Raw genomic sequence first — 25,947 nt, 5'->3', positions numbered from 1 at the left:
GAAAAAACTGGCTCACTGATGATTGGAACGCGAAACGAAGCCCGCAGCCAACGGCGCCGATGCGTGAGGGGTGTATGTACGTCCGTCTTACGCCCTTTGCCCCACATATCGTCCCGCGCCTTCCGGCAGGCCAAGCCCGGCATGTTCCACCGCAAATTTGTTGAGCTGTTCTGCGACGTCCGGTTCCGGAAGGCAGCTTGCACGGGTCGTCAGGTCCACATGCAGCAGCAGGGTTTCCATGGTGGCGGCGAGGGTGCCGCCCTGGCCGCACAGGAAGTGAAACAGGTGCATCTTCTTGCCCGCACCGGCTAACACTTGTGTGGTGATGGTCAGGCGTTCGCCGGCATGAAGTTCGCCGAGATAGCGGATGTGGTTTTCGACTGTGAAATAGCTCTTTCCGCCCGCCACATAAGCGGCATCTGCGCCGATCATCTCCATGAACCGGTCTGTGGCGGCAGCCCCTGCTTCCAGGTAGTGGGCCTCGTTCATGTGACCGTTATAGTCCGTCCAGCCTTGCGGGATCTGGCGGTCGCCCGTGATTGGCAGATCGGCCGCTGGCGGGGCGGTAAGCGAGGCCTCATGAGCGCAGATGATGCCGCCAGCACCGCTGCCGGACTTCTTGAGAGCCCGCATCATGCCGACCAGATTGTCGTCGCGAAGCCGTTCGAGTTCGCGGATCGACAGGTGTCCGGACTGGGCATCCGATTGCCCGGCGATCAGGTCGACCAGTTCCTCGGTGAATTCCGGAACGTCCATCAGCTTGGTCCAGGGCCAGGCGAGCGCAGGGCCGAACTGGGCCATGAAGTGCTTCATGCCTGCTTCACCGCCCGCGATGCGGTAAGTCTCGAACAGTCCCATCTGGGCCCATCTGAGGCCGAAGCCCATCCGGATCGCCTCGTCGATTTCCTCGGTGGTGGCTATGCCGTCTTTCACGATCCAAAGGCTTTCACGCCAGACGGCTTCCAGAAGCCGGTCGGCAATATGTGCATCGATTTCCTTGCGGACGATGAGCGGATACATGCCGATGCCGCGCAGGACTCCGGCCGCACGTCCGGCCCGGTCCGGATCGCCGACGAGTTCGATCAAGGGAAGCAGATAGACCGGATTGAACGGATGCGCGACAATTGTGCGAGCGCCTTCGGCGTTGAGTTCCGACGGCTTGAAGCCGGAGGTGGAGGATGCGATGATGGCTTGTTGCGGCGCAAGCTGCGACAGGGTGCCGAGCACCTTGTGCTTCAGCTCCAGCCGTTCCGGCACGCTTTCCTGGACCCAGTCCGCGTTTGCGACGGCGTCACCGATATCGGTGTGAAAGCTCAAGCGGCCTTCAGGCGGCAAGGACTTGTCATAAAGTGCCGGCAAGCTGCGGCGGGCATTGGCAATCACCTCGCCGATCTTGCGTTCGGCATCCGGGGCCGGATCAAACACGGCAACATCCCAGCCATTGAGCAGGAACCGGGCGGCCCAACCGCCGCCGATCACCCCGCCACCGACAATCGCCGCTTTCATTTCGGGGCCCTTTTTGTCAGGCCGAGCCTTGCACGGACATCGTCAGGGCCAATGAGTTTGGCTCCCAACCCCTCAACCACGCCAACGGCTTTTTCGACCAGCTGGGCGTTGGTCGCCAGCACGCCCTTTTCCAGAAACAGGTTGTCTTCAAGACCTACCCGGACATTGCCACCGGCCAGCACGGAGGCCGCCACATAGGGCATCTGATCGCGGCCGAGCGAAAAGGCGGACCAGTCCCAGTCTTCAGGGATTGCGTTCACCATGGCCATGAAGGTGTTGAGATCATTCGGCGCACCCCAGGGCACGCCCATGCACAACTGCACCAGAGCCGGGGCGGCAAGCGTGCCCTCGCTGACGAGTTGCTTGGCGAACCAGAGGTGCCCGGTGTCGAATGCCTCGATCTCCGGCTTGACCCCGAGGTCCGTCATCATCTTGCCCATCGCGCGCAGCATGCCGGGCGTATTGGTCATGACATAATCGGCCTCGGCGAAATTCATCGTGCCGCAATCAAGCGTGCAGATCTCCGGCAGACACTCCCGGATATGGGCCATGCGCTCGCTGGCACCGATCATGTCGGTCGCGGCTTCGTTCAAGGGGAACGGTGCTTCCGCAGATCCGAACACGATGTCGCCGCCCATGCCTGCGGTCAGGTTGAGCACCACATCGACATCGGCGGAGCGGATGCGGTCGGTCACCTCCCGGTAAAGATCCAGGCGGCGGGAGGGGCTGCCTGTTTCCGGATCGCGGACATGGCAATGAACCACGGCTGCCCCCGCCCTTGCAGCGTCAATCGCGCTGTTGGCGATCTCTTTCGGGCTGCGTGGCACATGCGGGGACTTGTCCTGCGTGCCGCCAGAGCCGGTGACGGCGCAAGTGATGAAAACGTTCCGGTTCATTGCAAGCGGCATTGTCTCTCCTTACCGGCCCTTCCAGACCGGATCGCGTTTTTCGGCAAAGGCACGGGCCCCTTCTAGCTGGTCTTCAGAGCGGTACAGCCTTTCGACTGATTCGAACTGGCTCTTGGTGACGCGGTTCATCGCGTCCTGGAACTTCATGTCTTCCGCTTCGCGGACGATTTCCTTGATCGCGGCATAGACAAGTGGGGGACCGGAGGCGAGCAGTTCGGCGAGTTTTCGAGCCTCGCTCATGAGCTCGACGCCGGGATGGATGTGATTGACGAAGCCCCAGTTGGCGGCTTCCTCGGACCCGAGCCAGCGGCCGGTGAGCAGCATTTCCATGGCGATGTGATAGGGGATGCGCTTTGGCAGCTTGATACTGGCAGCGTCCGCGACGGTTCCCGAACGGATTTCGGGCAGGGCAAAGGTGGCATGTTCGGCGGCAAGAATGATGTCGGCAGACAAGGCCAGTTCGAGGCCGCCCCCGCAGCAAATACCGTTGACAGCGGCGATGACGGGCTTGTTCAGGCCGCGCAGTTCCTGCAGGCCGCCGAAGCCGCCCTTGCCATAATCGCCGTCGACCGCATCGCCTCCGGCGGCTGCCTTCAGGTCCCAGCCGGGGCAGAAGAACTTTTCGCCCGCGCCCGTGACAATGGCGACCCGCAAGTCCGGATCGTCCCGGAAGTCTGTAAATATGTCGCCCATGATCCGGCTTGTTGCCAGATCAATGGCATTGGCCTTTGGCCGGTCGAGCGTGACTTCAAGGATGTGCCGGGATTTCTTGATCTTGATGGGGTTATCCGTCATGCGTCTCTCCACGTTTGACGAGCGCGTCCGCGGCAATGGCGAAGTCCTTGCCGCAGAGCAGTGGATTGATTTCGACCTCTTTGACAGGCACAGCAATTGCGAAGTCCTGTAGGGCCATGACGGCATCTAGGATGGCATTGATGTCAGAAGCGGGGCGCCCCCGGTAACCGGTCAGAACCTGCGCGATCTTGAGTCCCTGCAAGGCCTCTTCGATATCTGTGCGTTCCGCAGGCACGATCAAGGACACGCTGTCGGCCAGGAGCTCGGTCATGATGCCACCTGCAGCCAGTGTCAGCACAAGGCCGTGGGCGGGGTCATGGACGATACCGACCAGTAATTCGGCAAGGATGCCGGTGACCATTTCCTCCACTAGATAGGATTGGACCGGCATTTTATGCGCTGCTTCAAGCACGTCACGGGCGCAAGACAGGTCAAGCGCGACGGCGCCCGCCTCGGTCTTGTGCGCAATTCCCGAGCCTTTGAGCACGACCGGGTAACCGATCCGCTCCGCCGCACACGCAGCATCATCTGCACCCGAGGCAGAGGTGCTTTTCGGTATGCGGAGACCGAATTGGGCGAGTAGCGCCTTGGCTTCATCTTCAGGAAGCGTGGTCGGCGTATCGATGTCAGAAGGGCGGTGCAGGTCCGGCTTTTTCGTTTGCAATCCCGAACGTGCTGCCGCCTCGATGGCATCCATTGCCTCTTCCATACCGCACAGGGGAACGATCCCCCTTGAAATCAGGTCAACGGCAACGGTTTCGGGAAGGCTTTCGGGCAGGGAACTGAGCACTGCGAACGGTTTTCCGGAGGCCGTCATGGCCAGTTCGATGGCATCGATCACCTTGAACCAGGCTTCGGCCCGGCATCTGTCAGATCGCGGCAGATCAAGGATGACCATGCAAAGATCCACAGGGCCCGAAGCCATGGCCTCAAAGGTCCGGCACATGGCGTCGACATCACCCCAGATATAAGTGTGATAGTCGAGCGGATTGGCGAGTGCGACCTTTGCACCCAGCGCATCCCGCAGCCGTGTTTTCTGGACTTGGGTCAACGGCGGAAAGCTGACCCGTCTTTCGGCCGCAATATCGGCGATCAGGCTGGCTTCGCCGCCCGAACAGGACATGCTGGCGAGCCGGGCAGAGGGCAGGGAGCCGGTGACATGAAACAGCTTCAGGGTCTCCAGCAGCACCGGCAGACTGGCGACCTGGGCAATCCCCAACCGGGTAAACAGCGCATCTGCTCCGGCAGAGCTTCCTGCAAGCGAAGCGGTGTGGGAGATTGTGGCGGTCCGCGCCTGTTCCGATTTTCCGACCTTGAGGACGACCACAGGCTTGCCCGCGGCAGCGGCCTGACGGGCGAAGGCCTCGAAGGCCTTGAGACCGCCGATGCCCTCGATGTAAAGCCCGATGGCGGTCACCCGGTCATCCTGCAAGAGGGCCATGCCGATATCGGCAAGACCGGTTTGGGCCTGATTGCCTGCGGTGATGATATAGGCAATTGGCAGCCCACGCGCCTGCATGGTCAGGTTCAGTGCGATGTTGGAGGATTGCGATATGATCGCGACCCCGTTTGAAACCGGCGTGAGACCGTGCTGATCGGGCCAGAGTGCGGCCCCGTCCAGTGCGTTGAGATAACCATAACAATTTGGCCCAAGGATCGGCATTTCCCCGGCTGCCGCGACCAGGCCGTCCTGAAGGGATCCGGCGTCGTCGAGTTCGGCCACGGCTTCGCTAAATCCGGAGGCAAAACATACAGCGCCTCCGGCACCGAGTTCCGCAAGCTTGCGGACCATTTCGATCGTCAGATGGCGGTTGACACCGACAAAGGCGGCGTCAGGCACGGCCGGCAGATCGTCAAGCGTCGGGTAAGCAGGACATTCCGTCAACAGGTTTTTCGTGGGGTGGACGGCAAACAGATCTCCGGAAAAGCCCGCCTTGCGGCATTCGCGGATCACGTTTTCACACCACGTTCCGCCGCCGATCACGGCAATGGAGCGCGGCCGGAGCAGCCGGTCGAGCGGGCGCATGGCTCAGGCTCCGAGCGGACGGAAAAGATCGCGGCTGATGATGTGGCGCTGGATCTCGCTGGTACCATCCCAGATCCGCTCCACCCGCGCGTCGCGCCAGAACCGTTCGATGGGAAAATCGTCCATGAGTCCCATCCCGCCATAGATCTGGAGCGTCGTGTCAGTGACGCGGGCGAGCATTTCGGAGGCGTAGAGTTTCGCACTGGCGATTTCCCGGTTAGCGGGCAGGCCCTGGTCCAGCCGCCAGGCTCCGGCAAGCGTCAGCCAGTCCGCAGCATCGATCTCGGTGATCATGTCCGCCACCTGGAAACTCACGCCCTGGAACTTGGCGATCTGCTGGCCGAATTGTTTTCGCTCGGTTGCATAATTGAGCGCATAGTCGAAACAGCGGCGCGCCCGGCCGACGCTCATGGCCGCAACGGTCAGGCGGGTGGCGTAGAGCCATGTGTTCATGACGTCAAAGCCACCATCGACCTCACCGAGCACCTGTGCATCCGGCAAACGGCACTTGTCGAAATAAAGAATGTAGTTCTTGTAGCCGCGATGGCTCACGGACTTGTAGCCGTCGCGCACCTCGAAGCCGGGCGTGCCGCGGTCGACAAGAAAACAGGTGATCCGCCTTTTCGGACCTTTCGGGGTCTCATCGATGCCGGTGGCGACGAAAACGATAAAGAAGTCGGCGTGTTCCGCGCCGGAGATGAAGTGTTTGGAACCGGTCACGACCCAGTCGCCGCCATCGCGCACCGCCTGGCATTTCATTCCTCGGACATCCGAGCCCGCATCCGGTTCGGTCATGGCGAGCGCATCCATCTTTTCGCCGCGCACTGCGGGGAGCAGATAGCGCTCCCGCTGTTCACCTACGCAGGCCATCAGAATGTTTTGAGGGCGGCCGAAGAAATGGGTCAACGCCATCGACCCGCGGCCAAGCTCTCGCTCCACAAGAGTGAAATCCATGTGGTTCAGACCGGCCCCGCCGACCTCTTCCGGGAAATTACAGGCATAAAACCCGAGATCGATGCATTTTTGCTTGAGCTCTTCTCCTAGTTCGCGGGGAACATGACCGGTCTTTTCGACCATCTCCTCATGGGGGTAAATTTCATTTTCGACAAAGGACCGGACCGTCGACACGATCATGTCCTGTTCTTCGTTGAGACCAAAATGCATTGCCCGGTTCCTCTTGCGTCACCTTCACAAGAATGCGACAAGCTGAAGCAGGCAGGTGTGCGAATTTGGTATAAAAACATGCAGTTTTTGAAAAAAACGCTCAAGCCGCAGACTATTTCCGTCCTGCTGTTCGAGCAGTTCTCCAACCACTGTCTGGCAAATGCCATCGAACCGTTCCGGGCGGCCAATACGATTGCGCATCAGGCACTCTATGAGTGGCGCCACTACAGCCTCCAAGGCGGCACGGTAACGTCTTCAAGCGGGTTGCCGGTGGCAACTGCGTCGCTTCTGGACATCAGGCCGGCGGGCGACTTTCTGTTTGTCATGCCGAGTTACGGTTTCAGGGACTATGCAAACCCGCGGACGAGTGATTCCTTGCGCGCAGCACGCAAGCGGTTTCAGACCCTCGCCGGCATGGATACCGGGGCCTGGTTGCTGGCTGTGGCCGGGCTGCTGGACGGGCACGAGGCGACCATCCACTGGGACGAGTTCACCAGTTTTTCAGAAACTTTTCCTGACATTGAAGCGGTTGAGAAGCGTTTTGTCATTGAGCAGGGGATCATCACCTGCGGCGGGGCCGCTACAACCTTTGAACTGGCACTGGAGCTGATCAAGAGCCGTCACAGCGCCCTGTTTGCGCTTGAGGTCGCGGCCCTGTTCATGCATGGCGACAAGCTGGACCTGCAGGATCCGTTCAAGCGCCTGTCCGCAGATGCACTGGTGTTGAGTGCCACAGCACTGATGCGCCGGAGCATTGAAAATCCGTTGCCGATCCCGAAAATCTGCGAATATTTGCAGATTGATCAGCGGGATCTGGAAAAGGTCTTTCAGTCAGAGACCGGGCAGACGCCGCTTGCAGTCTACAAGGCGATCCGCCTGCGGCAGGCCCGCCGCATGGTCGAGCTCACCCGCCTGAGCATCACCGAAATTGCCGAACGCTGCGGCTATCGGGATGCCAGTGCGATGACCCGTGCCTATCGTCTGGAGTTCGGCCAGCCGCCGGTTGCGCATCGGCGCAGCCGGTGACCAATGCCGGGGCAGGGACGTCTCAGCCGCCTGCTTCCTCGCTCAGCATTTCCAGTTCAAGCCACTGTTCTTCGGCGGCATCCTTTTCTGCCGTCAATTCAGTGATCTTTGCGCTCAGCTTGGAGAAGCGGTCCGGATCCTTCGCATAGAGGTTCGGGTCCGCCATCTCTGCCTGCAGCTTTGCCAGCTTCTTTTCCAGATCCGCGATTGTATCGGGCAGTGTTTTCAGAAGATGCTGCTGGGTGAAGGACAGTTTGGACTTGGGAGCCGGTTTCGCAGGCGCTCTTGTTTGCGCTGCCGTGCCATTGGCTTTCTTCGGCGGCTGTTTTTGGGCCTTGCGGGCCGTGACGCCCTCGCCGCGCTGGGCGAGCATGTCTGAATAACCACCGGCGTATTCCTGCCAGACACCATTGCCTTCCGAAACGATCACAGAGGTCGCGACACGGTCGAGGAAGTCACGGTCGTGCGAGACGATCAGGGCGGTGCCCGGATAATCGGCAAGCAGTTCCTGCAACAGGTCGAGCGTTTCCAGATCAAGGTCGTTGGTCGGCTCGTCGAGTACCATCAGGTTGGACTTGTTGGCGAGCGCCCGGGCCAGCATCACCCGGGCCCGTTCTCCGCCCGACAACACGCCGACCGGTGTGCGGGCCTGTTCGGGCGAAAACAGAAAGTCCTTCATGTAGGACATGACATGCTTCGTTTCGTCGCCAATCACGACCGTGTCGCCGCGCCCTCCCGTCAGAACGGACGCAAGGCTGTCCTCCGGGTTCAGGTTTTCGCGCTTCTGGTCAAGGGTGACCATCTCCAGATTGGTGCCAAGCCGCACCGCGCCGCTGTCGGGCGCAAGTTCGCCGGTCAGCATTTTCAGGAGCGTGGTCTTTCCCGCGCCGTTGGCCCCCACCAGACCGACCCGGTCGCCCCTCTGGATGCGGCTGGAAAACTCCTTGACGATCGGCCGCGCGCCATAGGTCTTCGAGATGGACTTCGCCTCGATCACCAGCTTGCCGGATACTTCGGCTTCCGTGGCTGACAGCTTGGCGGTGCCTTGCGGCCCGCGATGGTCGCGCTTCTGTTTGCGCAGGTCCGCCAGTTCCCGCACCCGGCGCATGTTGCGCTTGCGTCTAGCGGTCACCCCGTAGGTCATCCAGTGCTCTTCGCGCTTGATCTTCTGCGCAAGCTTTTGCTGGTCGATTTCTTCCTGCTCGAACACCTCGTCCCGCCAGGCCTCGAAATGGCCAAAGCCCTTGTCCATGCGCCGGGAAATGCCTCGGTCGATCCAGACGGTTGCGCGGGAAAGATTTTCCATGAACCGGCGGTCGTGGGAAATCAGCACGATGGCCGACTTCAGGCTCTTGAGTTCGCTTTCAAGCCATTCAATGGCGGGAAGGTCAAGATGGTTTGTCGGCTCGTCGAGAAGAAGGACATCAGGTTCGGGCGCAAGCGTGCGGGCAAGGGCTGCCCGCCGCGCTTCGCCGCCAGACAAGGCCGACGGGTTTTCCTGCCCCGTCAGGCCGAGAACGTCGAGAAGATACTGGCCCCGGTAAGGATCATCTCCCGGCGCCAGACCCTCGTTGACATAGTCGAGCGTGGTCTTATAGGCGCTCAGGTCCGGTTCCTGAGGCAAATAGCGCAAGGTCCGGCCGGGCTGGAAAAAGCGCTCGCCCTTGTCGGCCTCGATCATCCCGGCCGCGATCTTCAGGAGGGTCGACTTGCCGGAGCCGTTGCGGCCCACAAGGCAGAGCCTTTCGCCCTCGGACACGGACAGGTCCGCGCCTGTCAGGAGCGGCGTGCCGCCGAAGGTCAGATGAGTATCGCGCAGAAGAAGAAGCGGTGGAGCCATGACGCCGGAATATGTGCTTTTTTCAGGTGATCTGTTTTTTGGTGTTCTGTCGGTCCGTCGTCTAGCGCGTTTGACGCGGAAAAGCGATCCTTTCCGCTTGCCGATCACAATTTGGCGCATTCGCGGACTTTTGGGCTGTTCTGCGTTAACCTTTCAAGGGGAAAGGGGCAGGCGCGCGGTTTCGCGCGGGCAGGAGACATGGCCATGAGCATCTTTTCAGCATTCGGGTTCAAGGCACTTCTGATTATCCTGGGCGCGTTTGCCATTCTCGCCCTGACGGCGGCCGGAAGTGCGGAGGCCAAGTCAAAGCGCTATTACCGGGGCGGGATCTATGCCGGTTCCGGTGCCGGTATCTCGGTCGGAACCCGCAGCGTTTACGGAAAATACTACCGGCCACGTGCCTACTATCCGCGACGCTACTGGGGGCGCACCTATTATCCTCCCCGGTATTATCCGCGCAGGCTTATCCCCGCTTATCCCTACGCCCCGCCATTGGCTCTTTATCCGCGGCGTTCAACCGTGTATGTCGGCCCCGCACGCACGGTACCGATTGCGAAAAATGGGCTGGTTCCATTTACGCCTGATTGGTACACGTATTGCGCGCGCAAGTATAAGTCGTTCGATCCGCGGACCGGAACTTATCTTGCCTACAGCGGAACGGTCAGATACTGCCGTTAATATTAATTAAAAGTGATGACGGTAATCTGAAAGCCGTTCCGAATATCTGTAGAAGGCGGAAAAATTTTCGCCACAGGTGGGATAATTCGCACGTTTTTGGCTTATTAAGTCAAAAAAGTGAAACGTGACGCTAGGATATGCTTGATCGGGGCTCAAGAGCGTGGAATCTTGTGCGCTTAACGTATCCTTAAGTCTAAACAACCAAGAGGGGAGACAGATATGTTTAAGTCCCTGCGCGTAACAGCGCTGGCGGCAGCGCTTATGGCTGCAACATCCATGACCGCAATGGCGGCAGTCGAGTTCCACCGCGACAACGGCGGCGAGCCGGAAACACTTGATCCGCACAAGACCTCTGTGACCACCGAGAACAATGTTCTCAAGGACATGTATGAAGGTCTGATCGGTCTGAGCGCCGATGGCAAGCTGATCCCGGGCATGGCCGAAAGCTGGACCATTTCCGACGACGGCACCGTCTACACCTTCACGCTGCGTGATGCGAAGTGGTCCAACGGCGATCCGGTCGTGGCAGGTGATTTCGAGTATTCGCTGCGCCGCATTATGGACCCGGCCACGGCGGCAAAATACGCAACCGTTCTTTATCCGATCAAGAACGCTGAAAAGATCAACAAGAGCGAGCTTCCGAAGGAAGAGCTCGGCGTCAAGGCAATCGACGACAAGACGCTTGAGATCACTCTGGAAAGCCCGACCCCGTACTTCCTCGGCCTGCTGCAGCACCAGACCGGTCTTCCGGTTCATCCGGCAAGCGTGGAAGAGCACGGTACTGACTTCGTCCGTCCGGAAAATACAGTTTCCAACGGTGCGTTCACGATCTCCGAGTTCGTTCCGAATTCCCACATCACGCTGGTGCGGAACGAAAATTACTACGACAACGAGAACGTTCAGGTCGACAAGGTCGTGTTCCACTCGATCGACGACCGTGGTGCAGCTGTCCGCCGGTTCGAAGCTGGCGAGTTTCACATCGTTGACGAAGTTCCGACCGAACAGATGGCCTATGTGAAGGAAAACATGGGTGATGAGCTGCAGGTCGCGCCGTATCTCGGCACCTACTACTATGCTTTGAACCATGAATCCGACAAGCTGAGCGATCCGAGCGTCCGCCAGGCTCTGTCCATGGCCATCGACCGGGAGTTCCTGGCGGATGAAATCTTCGCAGGCACCATGTCCGTGGCCTACTCGATTGTTCCTCCGGGGATCGACAACTACGGCGAGCCGGCCTACGCCGACTACATGGGCCAGTCGATGATCGACCGTGAAGACAAGGCACGTGAGCTGCTTGAGGCTGCCGGTTTCGACGAAAGCAACCCGCTGAAGCTGGAACTGCGCTACAACACCAACGAAAACCACAAGAACGCAGCCATTGCGATTGCCGACATGTGGAAGCCGCTGGGCGTTGAAGTCTCCATGCTCAACACTGACGTGAAGACCCACTATGCGCACCTGCGTGATCAGGGCGACTTCGACGTCGCGCGTGCAGGCTGGATCGGTGACTATTCTGACCCGCAGAACTTCCTGTTCCTGGTTGAATCCCACAATACGGGCTTCAACTACGCACGCTACAAGAACGAAGAGTATGATGCGCTGATGGATGAGGCGGCTGCAACGCTTGATCTGGAAAAGCGTGCCGACCTTCTGAAGCAGGCCGAAGTGCTGTTCATGCGCGACCTGCCGTTCATTCCGCTGCTGCACTACAGCTCCAAAAAGCTGGTGTCTGACAAGGTGTCCGGTTTCGTGCCGAACCTGCGCGATGAGCATCAGACTCGTTGGGTCACCATTTCCGAATAATCCGATGATCGGGACCCGGCGGGCGTTACGCGCCCGCCGGTTTTCGCAAGGCGGCGTCAGACCGCCATCCAAAAATGCGAGGATGTCCTCATGCTGCGTTATGTGATTGGGCGGTTGCTCAGTGCAATCCCGACCCTGTTTTTGATCGTTACCATTTCATTCTTCCTGATCCGGATCGCTCCGGGTGGCCCGTTCGATCTGGAACGGCCGTTGGAAGCCAAGGTGATGGAAAACCTGAACAAGATCTATCATCTCGATGAGCCGCTCTGGATGCAGTATGTTCTGTATCTGAAGAATGTCGCGGTTCTCGATTTCGGTCCGAGTTTCTATCTGCGCGATTTCTCGATCAACGAATTGTTCGCGCAAAGCTTGCCGATTTCGATCCAGCTCGGTGCGTCCGCATTGGCGCTGGCACTGGTTGTTGGCGGCATGATGGGCGTGTTTGCAGCCCTTCGGCAAAACGGCCCGGGCGACTACTCGGTCATGGCTGCAGCAACTCTTGGGGTGACCATTCCGAACTTTGTTGTGGCTCCGGTCCTGACGCTGATCCTCGGGGTCTGGCTTGGCTGGCTGCCTGTTGGCGGATGGGGCAATGGCGCCTTCCTGAACAAGGTCCTGCCGGTCGTCACTCTGGCGCTGCCGCAGATTGCCGTTGTTGCCCGCCTCACGCGTGGCTCGATGATCGAGGCCCTGCGCTCCAATCATGTGCGTACAGCGCGTGCTTACGGACTATCCTCCTATCTGGTCGTCGTGGTTCATGCCCTTCGCGGCGCGGTTTTGCCGGTCGTTTCCTATCTGGGTCCGGCTGCCGCCGCACTCCTGACCGGGTCGGTCGTCGTGGAAACCATTTTCGGCATTCCCGGAATTGGCCGCTACTTCGTGCAAGGCGCACTCAACCGCGATTACACCCTGGTGATGGGAACCGTCGTGGTCGTGGCCTGTTTCGTGATTGTGTTCAACCTGGTCGTGGATCTGCTTTATGCGCTGCTTGATCCGCGTGTGCGCTACGACTGAGGAGAGCCCCCGTGTCTACCACTTATCCAACTGAAATCGCGGCACCGGCAAAGGGCCGGTCCCTATGGGACGACGCCCGCGACCGTCTCCTTGCCAACCGCGCGGCCGTCGGCAGCATGATCGTGCTGGCGGTGATCACGGTCCTGTCCATTGTCGGGCCATGGCTGTCGCCGCATGACTACGATGCCGTTTACCGGGATTACGTCAAGGTTCCGGCAAGCCTGGAGGCCTATCCGCGCGCCGATCAGGTGCAGCCGGCCTTTGAAGCGCTGGCAAAGCGGGCTCGTGTGACCATCGACTCCTATGAGCGGGCCGGTGATCAGGTGATCGCGCAAGTGACTTCACGCCGTGCGATTGACCCGCGCACCGTGCGCTACATTGACCGCAGCGACCTGTTCAAGAACGCTGCGCTGTCCGGCTTCTCGAACGATAACAAGTCGGCGACCATGACCGCCGACATCGACTACAAGCACTTCTATTTCGGCACGGACTCCAATGGACGTGACCTGATGACCCGGACCTTCATCGCGGGCCGCGTGTCTTTGACCATCGGCCTTCTGGCAACCGTTGTCGCGATCACGATCGGTGTTCTTTACGGGGCGACCAGTGGCTATCTCGGTGGCCGGGCCGACCAGATGATGATGCGCGTGGTCGATATTCTCTACTCACTGCCCTTCATCTTCTTCGTGATCATGCTGGTGGTGTTCTTTGGTCGGAACTTCGTGCTGATGTTCATAGCCGTCGGCGCGGTGGAATGGCTCGACATGGCCCGAATTGTGCGCGGCCAGACACTGACCATCAAGCGCCAGGAATATGTGCAGGCAGCTGAAGCCATGGGTGTGCCGGATCGCGGCATCATCCGGCGGCATATCGTGCCGAACACGCTTGGCCCGGTGGTGGTCTACATGACGCTTCTGGTGCCGAAGGTCATTCTTTTGGAAAGCTTCCTGTCGTTTCTGGGGCTCGGGATTCAGGAGCCGATGACCAGTTGGGGTGTGCTCATTTCCGAGGGTGCCCGCAACCTGCAAGGGGCGGCCTGGATGCTGATCTTCCCGTCCATCTTCCTGACATCGACACTGTTTGCGCTGAACTTCATCGGCGACGGCCTGCGCGATGCTCTGGATCCGAAAGACCGGTGAGGGGAGACAAGATCATGTCAGACAACAAAGCTGTTCTCGATATCCGCAACCTTACGGTCGATTTCGACACGCCGACCGGCACGGTCAAGGCGGTGCGTGGCGTCAACATCAATGTCAAGCGCGGTGAAACCGTTGCAATCGTGGGCGAAAGCGGCTCGGGCAAGAGCCAGACCATGATGGCGGCCATGGGGCTTCTGGCCTCAAATGGCCGTACCGGCGGCACTGTCGACTATGCCGGAAACAACATTCTCGGCCTGTCGGTCGGCAAGCTGAACAAGGTCCGCGGCAAGAAGATTACCATGATCTTCCAAGAGCCGATGACCTCGCTCGATCCGCTCTATACCGTTGGCCGGCAGCTCTCCGAGCCGATGGTCGTTCATGGTGGCCTCAGCTGGAAGCAGGCCGAGGCGAGGGCGCTCGAACTGTTGAAGCTCGTCAACATTCCGGAGCCGGAGCGCAAGCTGAAGGCGTTTCCGCACGAAATGTCAGGCGGACAGCGTCAGCGCGTGATGATCGCCATGTCGCTTGCCAACGATCCGGACGTTCTGATTGCCGACGAGCCGACCACGGCACTGGACGTGACCACACAGGCGCAGATCCTCGATCTGATGGCCGATCTGCAAAAGCGCCTCGGGATGGCGGTGATCTTCATCACCCATGATCTCGGGATCGTGCGCCGGATCGCCGATCGCGTTTATGTGATGAAAACCGGCGAAGTGGTCGAGCAGGGGGAAACCGCCAAGATCTTCGGCGCGCCCGAACATCCCTATACCCGCATGCTGCTGGATGCGGAGCCGACCGGCTCCAAGGGACCGGTCCCGACGACGCAACCGCTGGTGCTGCAGGCCCAGAAGATGGAAGTCGAGTTTGCGCTCGACAGCGGGTTCTTGAAGCCGCAACACATTCTGCGGGCGGTCGACGATGTCAGCTTTGCCTTGCGCAAGGGGCAGACCCTCGGCGTGGTGGGCGAAAGCGGCTCGGGCAAGTCTACCCTTGGCCGCGCGGTCTTGAACCTGTTGCCGTCCAAAGGGCGGGTCGTTTTCAACGGGCAGCAGATTTCGGGCAAGAACCGGTCCCAGATGCAGCCCTTGCGCAAGAACCTGCAGCTGGTGTTTCAGGATCCGTTCGGGTCGCTCAGCCCGCGCATGACTGTCGGCCAGATCATTTCCGAAGGTCTTCTGGTTCACGAGCCGTCCTTGTCGGCCAAGGAGCGTGATGCAAGGGCATGCAAGGCGCTGGAAGAGGTGTCTCTGGATCCGGCCATGCGCAATCGCTACCCGCACGAGTTCTCCGGCGGCCAGCGTCAGCGCATCGCGATTGCGCGGACGATGGTGCTCAAGCCAGACGTGGTGGTGCTCGACGAGCCGACATCGGCCTTGGACCGCACGATCCAGAAGCAGATCGTCGATTTGCTCAAGGACCTGCAGAAGCGCTACGACCTGACCTACGTTTTCATCAGCCACGACTTGGCGGTGGTGCGCGCCATTGCCGATACGGTGATGGTGATGCAGCGCGGCAAGGTCGTTGAGGCTGGCAGCACGGCTCAGATCTTCGACGATCCGCAAAGCGACTACACACGCGAGTTGATCGGTGCGGCCATGCTCACACAGCAACAGGCACGCGAAAGCGCCTGAACGAACAACTGTTCGAAGTGAACAGAAATGGCGGGCCCGAAAAGCCCGCCGTTTTTTATTCCACGCGCTCAGGCATTTCCCTGGAAACCGGCGCAAAAACCTTTTCCTGGATCTCCCTTTTGATCTGGATCGTGTTTGAAATCACGTGTTGCGCCGCGAGGTGGCGTGCACGCTCCCGGTCCTTGTCCGCGATTGCGTCCAGAATTGCCTGATGGGACGCATCAATGTGTCCGAGCCAGTTCAGGTCGTTCAGGTGGCGGGTTATGATAAAGCGATGCAGTTGCAGTATCGTCCGGCGCAGGATCGGTGCGAGGATCGGAATGCCGGCCAGCTCGCTCATGGCCATATGAAGTGCAAGATCGGCCTGGGATGTTGCGTAGATTTGGCGGTTTTGCCGTGCGGTGTCATAGGCCTGTGCCAGGAGCCTCAGGTCCTTTATGTCGCCGGGCCTTGCTCTTTCGATCAGTCTCTCGACGGCAGCCAGTTCGATATCGCGGCGAAGGCGCAACAGGACGATCGCTTCGGTGTTGTTCGTCCGGGTCACGAAGGTGCCCTGATATCCCTGGCGGACCACAAGTCCGTCTTCCCTGAGGGATAGCAGCGCTTCCCGGATGGTTCCCTGTGAACATCCGAATTCCTGGGCAAGCGCCTGCTCCGTGAGCGGGCTTTCAGGCGTGAGATCACCTGTCAGAATGCGCTCCTGAAGAGACATGTAAATGGCATGTGCTCGGCGCGCGGGTTTTTGCGGGGCTCCGGAAACAGGCGTTTCCGAGAGATCGACAAGTTGTAATGACATCGTTCAGCGTGTCTCTTCAAACGTGTACAGCGATTTCGAAAACGAAGCGGCGAGACGTCAGGCTGCTTCAGACTTTTCTTGTGCCGGCCATTTTGCATTTGAAGCCGGTCAATGGGGCATGCGATTTTGAGACTGACCAGACGGGAGTGAGCGATTGTTTTTGGCTTTTCAAACTCCGGAGCAGTCAGACGGCTCGCAAAATTTCAGGACCTTGTTAGAGTTTCAAACAGTGCCTTATTCAAGAGTGTGCCAATTTGCGGAATTGCGCGACCTGAAACTTTCAGAAAATACTGAGAAACGTTCACAAATTTGAGAGGTCTGTACGCTCGGTTACGATTGTGTGAGCCGGAGAACGCGCAACCAATTGCCAAATGCCATTTTGCGGATGGTATTTTCGTCGAAGCCGCCTGCTCTGAACGCGTTGATCAAGTTGGGAAGCCGGGCAACGTCCCTCAAATCCGAGGGCGGTATACAGCCGTCGAAATCTGAGCCCAGACCGACCTTGTCTTCGCCGAGCCGCTCGACCAGATGGCGCGCATGTGCCACGACCGTATCAAGAGGTGTGTCGCGCGAAAAGCCGCCATCTTTGCGCAGAAAACTTGTATGAAAGTTGATCCCGACAAGTCCGTTCGTTGCGCGGATGGCGTCAAGCTGCTTGTCGGTCAGGTTTCTGGCGCTGGCACAAAGCGCGTGGGCGTTTGAGTGGCTGGCGACAAGAGGAGCATCGCTCACTTGCGCAACATCCCAGAAACCGCGTTCATTCAGATGGGAAACATCCACCAGAATACCCATCTGGTTGCATGCCCGCACGAGCGACCGGCCGGCTCCGGTCAGGCCGCCGCCAATATCAGGGCTTGACGGAAAGGCCATCGGAACACCTTCAGCGAATATATTGGGCCGGCTCCAAACCGGTCCGATGGAGCGCAGTCCGGCGGCATAAAGGGTTTCCAGGGCATCGAGATCTTCATCAATTGCCTCGGCGCCTTCAATGTGAAGCGAAACGGCCAGTTGTCCGGCATCGACAGCTTCCTCGATGTCATCGGCAGACCGGCATATCCTGATCGCGCCTTCGGATTGACGCTCGAGTTGATAAGCGCGCTTTGCCAGTTTCAGGGTGAAGGCAAGCGCTTCTCCCTGTTCCACCGGAGCATAGTTTGCCGGGTCTTTGGGGTTGAACGGCTTTGAAAAATCCTGGGTCGGGTTGGACGGGACAAACATTGCGAAAATCCCGCCGGCAAGGCCGCCCGCGCGGGCTCGCGGGAGATCGATGTGCCCTTTGTCGGACTGTGCGAAGAAGCAGCGTTCTCCGGTGGTGCGGGCTTCCAGCTCCAGCTTGAGCAAGACATCATTGTGCCCGTCGAACACGGGGATCAGGGGAAAGGTGTCAGCCAAATGTCGGCGCCTTCGGTTCGGAAATCGGGAAAAAGGGACAGGTGCCAGTCAAATCACGGTGATCGAAAAAGCACAATCATGGCGTTTCTGCGGTGGGGGGGTTGTCACTCATCCTCTAATTCTTCATGAACAAATGAAAGATTTCTAGTGTGATGTTGGGATTGCATGGCAAACGACGAATACGACCCCTTGGCGCAGGCCCGCAGGATCAGCCGCCGGTCGATCCTGAAATTCGGCGCAGTTGCCTTGGCTGTGCCGTTGGCCGGGTGTTACACCGTTGGCTTGCCGGGCCAGCCCCCCTTGCCGGATGAGGAATTCGATTATGCCTTGGCGTATGCCGAACTACCTGATGGCGAGTTTACGTGGCCCGCGATCAATTATCAGGACTTCGATCAAAGATACTGGCGTCAGGTCGTGGATTACCGCTCCGGGGAAAAGCCGGGGACCATTATTGTCGATCCCTATAATAACTACCTCTACTGGACGCTGAGCAACAAGAAGGCGCTGCGGTACGGGATCGGCGTTGGCCGCGCGGGGTTCGCATGGTCCGGCGATGCTCTGATCCGGGTCAAGCGCGAGCACCCGATCTGGCGGCCTCCACGGGAGATGATCGCCCGCAAGCCGTCTCTGGAGCGGTACTGGGAAAAGGGATACCCGGCGGGGCTCAAGAATCCGCTCGGCGCGCGTGCGATGGACCTCTGGCAGGGCAGTGTCGACACGCTTTACCGGATTCACGGCACAAACGATCCGTCGAGCATCGGAAAAAGCGTCTCGAGCGGCTGCATCCGGATGTGGCATCAGGATGCCATCGACCTGTTTGAACGTGTCCCCTTGCGCACCAAGGTCATTGTTCTGACCGAAGATCAGGCAACCGCCTGACCCACCATCCTGCCTTCATGTCAACAACACCGGTGGACGTGCCGGTGTTTCTTGGTGTTTATCATCACTTGGGGACGTGGTCCGCTCGGGTTAGGTGATGACACCCGAAGGCAGCGCGACCTCATAGAGGACTGCTGTAAAGTGGCAAATTGCGGCCGAAAGCACGAAAGCGTGCCAGATGGCATTCTGAAACGGCAATTTTTTCCAGGAATAGAAAATGGTGCCGATTGTATAGAGCAGCCCCCCGGCAAGGATCATGACAAATCCGAAGAGGGTCGCATGGTCCAGTAGGGGCTTGTAGGCGAACACGACAACCCATCCGAGCGCAAGGCAAAGCGGAACGGTCACCCGGTCGACATGTTTCATATTGAGCAGTTTGAGCGTGGCGCCCGTCAGGGCCCCCACCCAAACGATTGTCAGCAGGATGCTGCCGGTCCATCCACCTATGATCATTGCAGCCAACGGCGTGTAGGTCCCCGCGATCAGGAGGAAGATTGCCGCATGGTCCAGCCGTCGCAAGACACCAGCCTCGTGATCCCGCCCAAGCATGTTGTAAAGTGCGGAGCAGACAAGCATCGCCATGAGCGTGCCGGCATAGAGAAATACGCTCACCACGCGGCCAATATCCGGTGTTCCCCACAAGACCACCGCAAACGTAATGACCGCAGCGATTCCCAAGCTGATGCCGACCACGTGGATCGTACCGTCCGCGACTTTTTCGGCAAGAGATTCAACTCGATACATGGTTCGCTAAACCTGCGTATTGGAGGGTGTTTACTCGAAATGGATACTCATATTGATTGATGTAATAATGACGATCGTGTTTTGGCCCTTGTGAAGGCTGTGTATGGAACCCGCAAAGCGGCCGGGCGAAAACAGCACCCGATCAGAAGAAAAGCGTGCTCCCAATATCGGGCAAGAACGTGACGCAACGACCGATTGAATTTTGATTTGCTTCTATGTGGGCCTTGCGAGTCAGCCGGCAGAGCGGCCATGGGCTTGGTCCTGCGCCGAAATCTGAGCAACGAAATCATTGAACCGTTCGCCCTGTATCAGAATGTGGTTCCGGATCTCGGTATCGGCTGCTTGCGGATCGCCTGCCCTGATGGCTTCGACAATCAGATCATGCTCGGCCAGGGACGATCCGACGCGATTCCGTGCCCTGAGCTGGAGCCGTCTGTAAGCCTGTAGCCGGTCGCGCAAGGTTGTTGCCTGTTCGATGAGAAAGCCGTTGTGGCTGGCAGCGTAAATGACATCGTGAAACTGCTGATTGGCAGCGTAGTAGGCATCCGGATCTCCCGCTGCCATGGCTGCCTTGCAGGCATTATGCGACAATACGAGCTCTTGCAGTTGGTGCGGTGTTATTCGTCTTGCTGCAAGCCGGGCGCACATTGCTTCCAGCTCTGCCATCACCTCAAACATTTCGACCAGCCGCGGCAGGCTGATCTCACGGACAAATGCTCCGCGTCTCGGCCTTATTTCGACCAGGCCGGAAGCCGCCAGTTCGATCAGCGCCTCACGGATCGGTGTTCTGGAAACGCCAAAACGGGTTGCGAGGGAAACTTCGTCAAGACGATGGCCTGCCGGGAAAACGCCTGTTGCGATGTCGTTTTCAAGCGCTTCACGGAGTGTTTCCGCGCGTCTTTGAGGCGATGAAGTTTGTGTCATGGTAATATGTTATACGAAAGAAATATTTTTGTATACAATATTAGTTGACTTGCATGCGTTCAGCGTGGTCACTTGTTGGCAACAGGCCATGACACTCAAAGTGCGAGCTTCGTATTTGCGCGAAGAATTAAGTGGCGGCCAAAGGGAGGAAAACATGCAAACTTGGAGAAAGCGGGGGCGCAAGGCCGGTGTTCGGATCCGTGATGGTCGGACGCGGTGAGCTTTTTGACTGAAGTCGTCTCCGGTACGGCCTAACTATGTGAGAATGGGCGAACGGGTTAGCCGTCACGGATCGTCCAAGTTCCGGGCGAAGCTCGCGGCCGCAAGACGGACGCTCCGGCCTAACTGACAGACTGTGTTCCGCTCGCCAGGCGGCCACATATTGCCTGATTTGTTGATGAGCCTAGCATCATGAATACCAGTTTTTTCGGAGAGCTTCTGGCATCGATTTCCGAGCAGGGGCGGGCACTTCTAACGACGCGGATCGGACGCAAGACCGATATGCCGTTGGTCGAGCTATGTGAGGCACTGCTGTCCGGACGGGGGGAGGCTTCGGGCGTCGCCTTTGCAGCGCAGATCCTTGAGGGGTATGAAGCTCTGTCCGCTGCCGAACGGGAGGAGTTTTTCCGGGCGCTTCTTGAAGATTTTAGCGCCGACATCAACGGGGTGCTTCTAGCAGCCCGGGAACTGGAAGAGACACCAGATGATCATGGAATCGTCAGGCGGCTTCATACCGTGTCCGAGCCCCGGCGTCAGGAGCTGATCCGGCGTCTGAACCGGGCGCCAGGGGGAACAAGGGCCTTGGTGCGCATGCGTTCGGACCTGCTCGATTTGTTGCCGCTTCATCCGGGCCTCAGGGATGTGGACCGCGATTTCGAGCACTTGTTTTCATCCTGGTTCAATCGCGGCTTCCTTGTGATGAAACATATCGACTGGTCGACACCGGCCTCTATTCTCGAAAAGATCATAAAGTATGAGGCAGTCCACGAGATCGAGGATTGGGAAGAGCTTCGCCGCCGGACGGGATTGGAAGACCGGCGGCTCTATGCATTCTTCCATCCTGCCTTGGTGGATGATCCCTTGATCTTTGTAGAAGTCGCTCTCACGCGAGAGATGCCTGATGCGATTGCGCCAATTCTGGCCAAGGATCGCAAATTGGTTGAGGGGAGCAAGGCCAACACTGCTGTCTTCTATTCGATTTCCAATTGCCAAAAGGGTTTGCGCGGGATTTCCTTTGGCAATTTCCTGATCAAGCAGGTTGTCGAAGACCTTCAGCGGGAGTTGCCAGCCCTCAAGAGGTTTGTCACTCTCTCGCCTGTTCCCGGGTTCGTTCGCTGGGTCATGCAGGATCTGACTTCGAAAGACGGGGCAGCCCGCCCACTTTTGACCCCGGATCTGCAGGATCGCCTTGAACTCGATGGCTGGTGGGAGGATGAGGATCTTGCAAAAACACTCCACCCTGTTCTGATAAGCCTATGCGCCCACTACCTGACACGGGAGAGGGACCGGAAAGGCCGATTGAGGGATCCGGTTGCCCGGTTTCACATTGGCAACGGTGCGCGGCTGGAGCGTATCAACTGGCCCGGTGATCTTTCTGGCAACGGGATCGCCCAGTCCTACGGCCTGATGGTCAACTATCTCTATGACTTGAGGTTCATCGAAAAAAACCACGAAGCCTTCGCAGCAACCGGTGCGGTGGCAGCCAGCTCTGCCGTGACCAAACAGGCCCGCAGCGTTCCCGACAACAAGCAAGCCGTTCCGGCAGCCACCTGATTGAAGAGACTGTCCATGTCCAACCATCTTTTTGATGAAATCCTTGCGCGTATCTCCGATCCGGACAAGGTTTTCTTGGAAACCCTTGACGGTGCGACGCTGACCTATCAGGAGGTTCTGGATCGCTCTGCCCAATTTGCAAATGCGCTTGTGTCTCTCGGGGTTGCGCCCGATGACCGGGTCGCGGTGCAGGTGGAGAAAACACCCGAAGCGTTGATGCTTTATCTGGCAACGGTGCGTGCGGGGGCAGTGTTTTTGCCACTCAACACTGCCTACACGCCTGCGGAGATTGGCTATTTCCTGAACGACGCCGAGCCGAAGGTCTTTGTCTGCGACCCGTCAAGGGCAGAAGAACTGCAAACACAATCGGAACGGGCAGGGGCGAAACTGGTTACGCTCGATGGTGAGGGGCAGGGCAGTTTGCGCGAGCTTGCCGATACCGCATCAACCGTAATTGAGGATGCTGCGCGTGACCCGGGCGATCTGGCCGCAATCCTTTATACCTCCGGCACGACCGGCCGGTCGAAAGGGGCCATGTTGAGCCATGAGAACCTGGCGTCCAATTCCCGAACGCTTGTAGACTACTGGCGGTTTACCGGGAAGGATGTGCTCCTTCATGCTCTGCCGATCTTTCACACCCACGGACTGTTTGTTGCCACCAATGTAACCCTTATGGCAGGTGGCTCCCTGTTGTTTTTGCCTAAGTTTGATCTTGATGCGGTGCTGAGGCTGCTGCCACGCGCAACGGCAATGATGGGGGTTCCGACTTTCTACATTCGCTTGCTGGGATCTAAGGCTTTTGACAAGGAGCTTGTCAGCCAAATGCGGCTGTTCATTTCCGGGTCGGCCCCCTTGTCGGCAGAGGTGCACCGGGAGTTTCGGGAACGCACAGGACATGCCATTCTTGAACGTTACGGCATGACTGAAACCAACATGAACACGTCCAATCCCTATGAGGGCGAGCGGCGGGCCGGCACGGTCGGCTTTCCGCTGCCCGGTGTTGGCTTGCGGATCGTCGACCCCCAGACCGGGCATCCCGTTCCGGACGGCGATGTCGGCGTGATCGAAGTGAAGGGCGCGAATGTTTTCAAGGGTTATTGGCGCATGCCGGAGAAGACGGAAGAAGAGTTCCGAAGCGACGGCTATTTCGTCACCGGAGACATGGGACGTATCGATGAACGCGGATATGTTTCCATTGTCGGGCGTGACAAGGATCTGATCATCTCGGGCGGGTTCAATGTTTACCCCGCGGAGGTTGAGGCGTTGATCGACGAACTTCCGGGCGTTGGGGAGTGTGCCGTGATTGGTGTGCCGCATCCGGACTTCGGAGAAGGTGTGGTTGCCGTTTTGGCGGCGAAGCCGGGGGACATTGTCACACCGGAGAATGTTCGCGGCGCGCTGGCTGGCAGTCTTGCGAAGTTCAAACAACCAAAGAAGGTGCACGTCGTTGACGCCTTACCACGTAATACCATGGGCAAGATCCAGAAAAACGTCCTCAGAGATCGCTACAGGGGCGATTTCTCCTGATACGCGGTTTGCCTGATGCAGTGGCGTTGACCAGCGATGTCTACGCTGATTGGTTCGTTTGACGAGTGAATTCAAACGCGATACCGATCGGTATGTCGCTCGAAAATTCGCCGGAGTCCAGTTTGGCCGTTGCTTGTGATCGCCCGTTCAACTATTCGGCAGGTTGATGTTTTCTGGAGCGAATGACCTTGTATCCGTCCTTGACGCGTTGGACGTGGTATTGGGCCTGCAGGATGTTCCACATCACTGTCCATGCTTTGGCAGGCGCCTTGCGCCTGTCGATCCGGCAGCCATGATCTTCGGCATTCTTTCGAAGCTTCCTCAGATTATACCACGGAACTTGCGGAAGCATGTGATGCATTGTGTGCTCATCCCCAATGCCCATGGTAAACCAGTTGAGGGGACCGTAGTCCACGTCAATCGTCTCGTGGGCGGCCGCTTCCTTGGTGCTCTCAAACCGGAAGGAAACGCGGTTTTCGACATCCTGATGATTTAGAAACCCGAGAATTCCGATCAGGCTGTGGCCGAGGACCATCGGTATCCATATTCCTGCGAGTGCATATAGCGGATACAAAATGGTCAGCACCACATAAAGGGTCCAAAAAAGTGCCGGAAATACAATGTTCAGGACCTCTGCCCTTTTGTCTTTGAAATGACGCCTCAAGATGCCCTTTCGAGCGGTGTGGGATCTCCAAAAGCCAAGGTCGTAAAGGACGTTTTTCCAACTAAGCCTTGCCAGTTTAATGAGGGCGGTTTTGATAGTGGCTTGATCGTTTGTCTGGTTGCTTTTTGCTGACCGGAGCTCGAACAGCTTCAAAGCGGAGGCCGGACCATATTCTTCCTTGGTTGGATGATCGTTGTTCATGTGATGGCTGAGATGCCCGGCCCGCCAGCCGTAAAAGGGCATCAAAATCGCGCCATGGGCAATCAGCCCGATAAAATCATTGAAAGTGCGGTTGCGTGAAATCAGAGCGTGGGATGCTTCATGTCCCATGGAAAACAACCGCATGATCAACGGCGGCATAACCAGTACATTCACGATCAGAAAATATGGCGTCAAAACGACACCTGCAATGCATGCAGCAATCAGTCCGAACGTTGCGGTAATATCGATGGCGGTCTTGCTGCCTCGCAGTCTGTTCCATCCGTCTGCTTTTGCAATCTGCCTGACCGTAAGATCTTTTTGCAGATCCGGTTCACGTTGCTTTTCCGGTGTTGCCAACATTTACCGTTCCCGAGCTGCAAGCACTGTTCAAAGTCGGTGCTGTCTAAAAACAAGTGCTTTCATTTCTGAAAGTAAATTACTTTTGTTGGTGTGGTTATAGTATTGCCCGAAGTAATTCAATATTGTAAGAAATCGTTAATTTGGATGTTTAATTTTGGTTGTGTTTATATTTGTTCGTTCTTTGGTTGTATTTGATAACGTGCAGCTCAGAAATGTTCGTAAGTACGGAAGCGATGGTGTCTAGGCTGGTGACCCTGTATTCTGCCACTGTTGATTGCCAGTGGGTGTTCAGGACGTCTTTCGATCAAAAAACGGCAGGCTGAATGCAAACGCTGCCAGAAGCATTGCGGCGGCGGCAAAAAAAATCGCGGTGTAGCCGATGCCAAGCGATAGCAAGACGCTCCCGAGGGTCACCCCAATCGTCCCGCCGAGAAGCCGGATTGTCATGATGACACCACTGACTTCGCCCTGCTTGTCGAGTGGGACCGTGTTCATCGCAACACGTGTGTTCGGGATCATCGCATAGGGCATGGTCAATCCCCAGACCAGAAGGGCAGGTACGAGGAAAAGGTAGGTGTTGAGTGAAAGGACGGCACCAATCGCTGCCGTGGCGATGGCCGTTGCGGTCAGACCCCATAAAACGGGCGGGCGGGACCCGTATTTGTCAGCAGCCGATCCGGCCAGAACCGACAGAACTGGAAACGGAAGAACGGCAATGACGATCCCCAGTCCCGCATAGAAGGGGGAAAAGCCCAGCTTGTTTTGCAGATACAAGGGCAAGAACACGGCGACCACGAACTTGCTGACCTGGGTCACCATGAAATTCAGCAGGCTTGCCGTGAAAGCGGGATTCCGGAAAAGGGTTGTGTCGATCAAGGGGCCGGGATGGCGGGCTTCATAGTAATTGAAGGCAATTAATCCGGTCAGTCCGAACAGCAGAGAACCTGCAATAACCGGTGACCGCCAGCCGTAGCCAGAACCTTCCATCAGGCCAAACACCAATGCTGTCAGTCCGAGCAAGCCCAAGATCAGGCCGGTCTTGTCGATCTTCGTGCGCTCCGCCTTGACCGGGGGATCCCGCCACAGGGCCATGACGACCGAAAGGCCGACAAGCACGATCGGCAGGTTGATCCAGAAGATCCAGCGCCAGGAAA

21 protein-coding genes are annotated in these 25,947 nt (G+C 58.1%); 9 read left to right on the top strand and 12 right to left on the bottom strand.

The features are described 5' to 3' along the window. Nucleotides 1–87 precede the first annotated feature (87 nt). Genes E1297_RS15745 through E1297_RS15725 form a run of 5 tightly spaced genes read right to left on the bottom strand, consistent with a single transcriptional unit; the run spans nucleotide 88 to nucleotide 6,399 of the window. The gene (locus tag E1297_RS15745) at nucleotides 88–1,506 is read right to left on the bottom strand and encodes a carnitine 3-dehydrogenase (RefSeq protein WP_155139843.1); all 1,419 of its coding nucleotides are present in this window, start codon (nucleotides 1,504–1,506) and stop codon (nucleotides 88–90) included. Further along, nucleotides 1,503–2,414, bottom strand: a complete 912-nt coding sequence (locus E1297_RS15740; protein WP_155139841.1) for a 3-keto-5-aminohexanoate cleavage protein — start codon at nucleotides 2,412–2,414, stop codon at nucleotides 1,503–1,505. The genes E1297_RS15745 and E1297_RS15740 overlap by 4 nt, the downstream gene beginning before the upstream one ends. A 9-nt stretch (nucleotides 2,415–2,423) precedes the next feature. Next, nucleotides 2,424–3,209, bottom strand: a complete 786-nt coding sequence (locus E1297_RS15735) for a carnitinyl-CoA dehydratase (protein WP_155139839.1) — start codon at nucleotides 3,207–3,209, stop codon at nucleotides 2,424–2,426. Then, the gene (locus tag E1297_RS15730; protein WP_155139836.1) at nucleotides 3,199–5,235 is read right to left on the bottom strand and encodes an acetate--CoA ligase family protein; all 2,037 of its coding nucleotides are present in this window, start codon (nucleotides 5,233–5,235) and stop codon (nucleotides 3,199–3,201) included. The genes E1297_RS15735 and E1297_RS15730 overlap by 11 nt, the downstream gene beginning before the upstream one ends. Before the next feature lie 3 nt (nucleotides 5,236–5,238). Further along, nucleotides 5,239–6,399, bottom strand: coding sequence for an acyl-CoA dehydrogenase family protein (locus tag E1297_RS15725; RefSeq protein ID WP_155139835.1), 1,161 nt, complete (start codon nucleotides 6,397–6,399; stop codon nucleotides 5,239–5,241). A gap of 78 nt (nucleotides 6,400–6,477) precedes the next feature. Between E1297_RS15725 and E1297_RS15720 the strand changes: the two genes are divergently transcribed. After that, complete coding sequence (locus E1297_RS15720; protein WP_155139833.1) at nucleotides 6,478–7,425, top strand: GlxA family transcriptional regulator; 948 nt, start codon at nucleotides 6,478–6,480, stop codon at nucleotides 7,423–7,425. Nucleotides 7,426–7,447: 22 nt separating this feature from the next. Here E1297_RS15720 and E1297_RS15715 read toward each other — a convergent pair whose 3' ends face one another. Beyond that, nucleotides 7,448–9,265, bottom strand: a complete 1,818-nt coding sequence (locus E1297_RS15715; RefSeq protein ID WP_155139831.1) for an ABC-F family ATP-binding cassette domain-containing protein — start codon at nucleotides 9,263–9,265, stop codon at nucleotides 7,448–7,450. Nucleotides 9,266–9,469: 204 nt separating this feature from the next. Here E1297_RS15715 and E1297_RS15710 point away from each other — a divergent pair, with 204 nt between their 5' ends. The 5 genes from E1297_RS15710 to E1297_RS15690 all read left to right on the top strand — a co-directional run bounded on the left by E1297_RS15710 (nucleotide 9,470) and on the right by E1297_RS15690 (nucleotide 15,533). Beyond that, nucleotides 9,470–9,943 (top strand): BA14K family protein, encoded by a 474-nt coding sequence (locus E1297_RS15710; RefSeq protein WP_209015811.1) that lies wholly within the window; start codon nucleotides 9,470–9,472, stop codon nucleotides 9,941–9,943. 219 nt (nucleotides 9,944–10,162) lie between these two features. Continuing rightward, nucleotides 10,163–11,746 (top strand): peptide ABC transporter substrate-binding protein, encoded by a 1,584-nt coding sequence (locus tag E1297_RS15705; protein WP_155139827.1) that lies wholly within the window; start codon nucleotides 10,163–10,165, stop codon nucleotides 11,744–11,746. Nucleotides 11,747–11,836: 90 nt separating this feature from the next. Beyond that, the gene (gene oppB / locus E1297_RS15700) at nucleotides 11,837–12,760 is read left to right on the top strand and encodes an oligopeptide ABC transporter permease OppB (RefSeq protein ID WP_155139825.1); all 924 of its coding nucleotides are present in this window, start codon (nucleotides 11,837–11,839) and stop codon (nucleotides 12,758–12,760) included. Nucleotides 12,761–12,771: 11 nt separating this feature from the next. Next, nucleotides 12,772–13,899: an ABC transporter permease subunit gene (locus E1297_RS15695; RefSeq protein WP_368669578.1), complete on the top strand. Its 1,128-nt coding sequence runs from the start codon at nucleotides 12,772–12,774 to the stop codon at nucleotides 13,897–13,899. A gap of 14 nt (nucleotides 13,900–13,913) precedes the next feature. Further along, nucleotides 13,914–15,533 (top strand): ABC transporter ATP-binding protein, encoded by a 1,620-nt coding sequence (locus E1297_RS15690; protein ID WP_155139821.1) that lies wholly within the window; start codon nucleotides 13,914–13,916, stop codon nucleotides 15,531–15,533. Nucleotides 15,534–15,588: 55 nt separating this feature from the next. On the opposite strand, the gene E1297_RS15685 is transcribed toward E1297_RS15690, so the two are convergent. Beyond that, on the bottom strand, nucleotides 15,589–16,329 hold the full coding sequence (locus E1297_RS15685; protein WP_155139819.1) for a GntR family transcriptional regulator: 741 nt from the start codon (nucleotides 16,327–16,329) through the stop codon (nucleotides 15,589–15,591). Between the two features lie 330 nt (nucleotides 16,330–16,659). Continuing rightward, nucleotides 16,660–17,721, bottom strand: coding sequence for a dipeptidase (locus E1297_RS15680; RefSeq protein WP_155139817.1), 1,062 nt, complete (start codon nucleotides 17,719–17,721; stop codon nucleotides 16,660–16,662). Between the two features lie 165 nt (nucleotides 17,722–17,886). On the opposite strand from E1297_RS15680, the gene E1297_RS15675 reads away from it, so the two are divergent. Further along, nucleotides 17,887–18,600: a L,D-transpeptidase gene (locus E1297_RS15675; protein ID WP_155139816.1), complete on the top strand. Its 714-nt coding sequence runs from the start codon at nucleotides 17,887–17,889 to the stop codon at nucleotides 18,598–18,600. Between the two features lie 90 nt (nucleotides 18,601–18,690). Here E1297_RS15675 and E1297_RS15670 read toward each other — a convergent pair whose 3' ends face one another. Then, nucleotides 18,691–19,344 (bottom strand): hemolysin III family protein, encoded by a 654-nt coding sequence (locus E1297_RS15670; protein ID WP_155139814.1) that lies wholly within the window; start codon nucleotides 19,342–19,344, stop codon nucleotides 18,691–18,693. A 231-nt stretch (nucleotides 19,345–19,575) separates the two neighbouring features. Next, on the bottom strand, nucleotides 19,576–20,268 hold the full coding sequence (locus E1297_RS15665) for a GntR family transcriptional regulator (RefSeq protein ID WP_155139812.1): 693 nt from the start codon (nucleotides 20,266–20,268) through the stop codon (nucleotides 19,576–19,578). 411 nt (nucleotides 20,269–20,679) lie between these two features. On the opposite strand from E1297_RS15665, the gene E1297_RS15660 reads away from it, so the two are divergent. Then, the gene (locus E1297_RS15660; RefSeq protein WP_155139810.1) at nucleotides 20,680–22,041 is read left to right on the top strand and encodes a malonyl-CoA decarboxylase; all 1,362 of its coding nucleotides are present in this window, start codon (nucleotides 20,680–20,682) and stop codon (nucleotides 22,039–22,041) included. 15 nt (nucleotides 22,042–22,056) lie between these two features. After that, a complete protein-coding gene (locus E1297_RS15655) occupies nucleotides 22,057–23,568 on the top strand; it encodes a malonyl-CoA synthase (protein WP_155139807.1) in 1,512 nt (503 codons plus the stop codon). 151 nt (nucleotides 23,569–23,719) lie between these two features. Here the strand turns inward: E1297_RS15655 and E1297_RS15650 are convergent, their stop codons facing one another. Together E1297_RS15650 and E1297_RS15645 are read right to left on the bottom strand one after the other, a co-directional pair. Further along, nucleotides 23,720–24,793 (bottom strand): fatty acid desaturase, encoded by a 1,074-nt coding sequence (locus E1297_RS15650; protein ID WP_155139805.1) that lies wholly within the window; start codon nucleotides 24,791–24,793, stop codon nucleotides 23,720–23,722. A 288-nt stretch (nucleotides 24,794–25,081) separates the two neighbouring features. Then, a partial coding sequence (locus E1297_RS15645) for an MFS transporter (protein ID WP_155139803.1) occupies nucleotides 25,082–25,947 on the bottom strand: 866 nt, incomplete at its 5' end.

The organism is Roseibium sp. RKSG952 (assembly GCF_009711355.1).
Note: the sequence above shows the minus strand (reverse complement) of the source record. Positions and strands in the feature narration are given on the sequence as shown.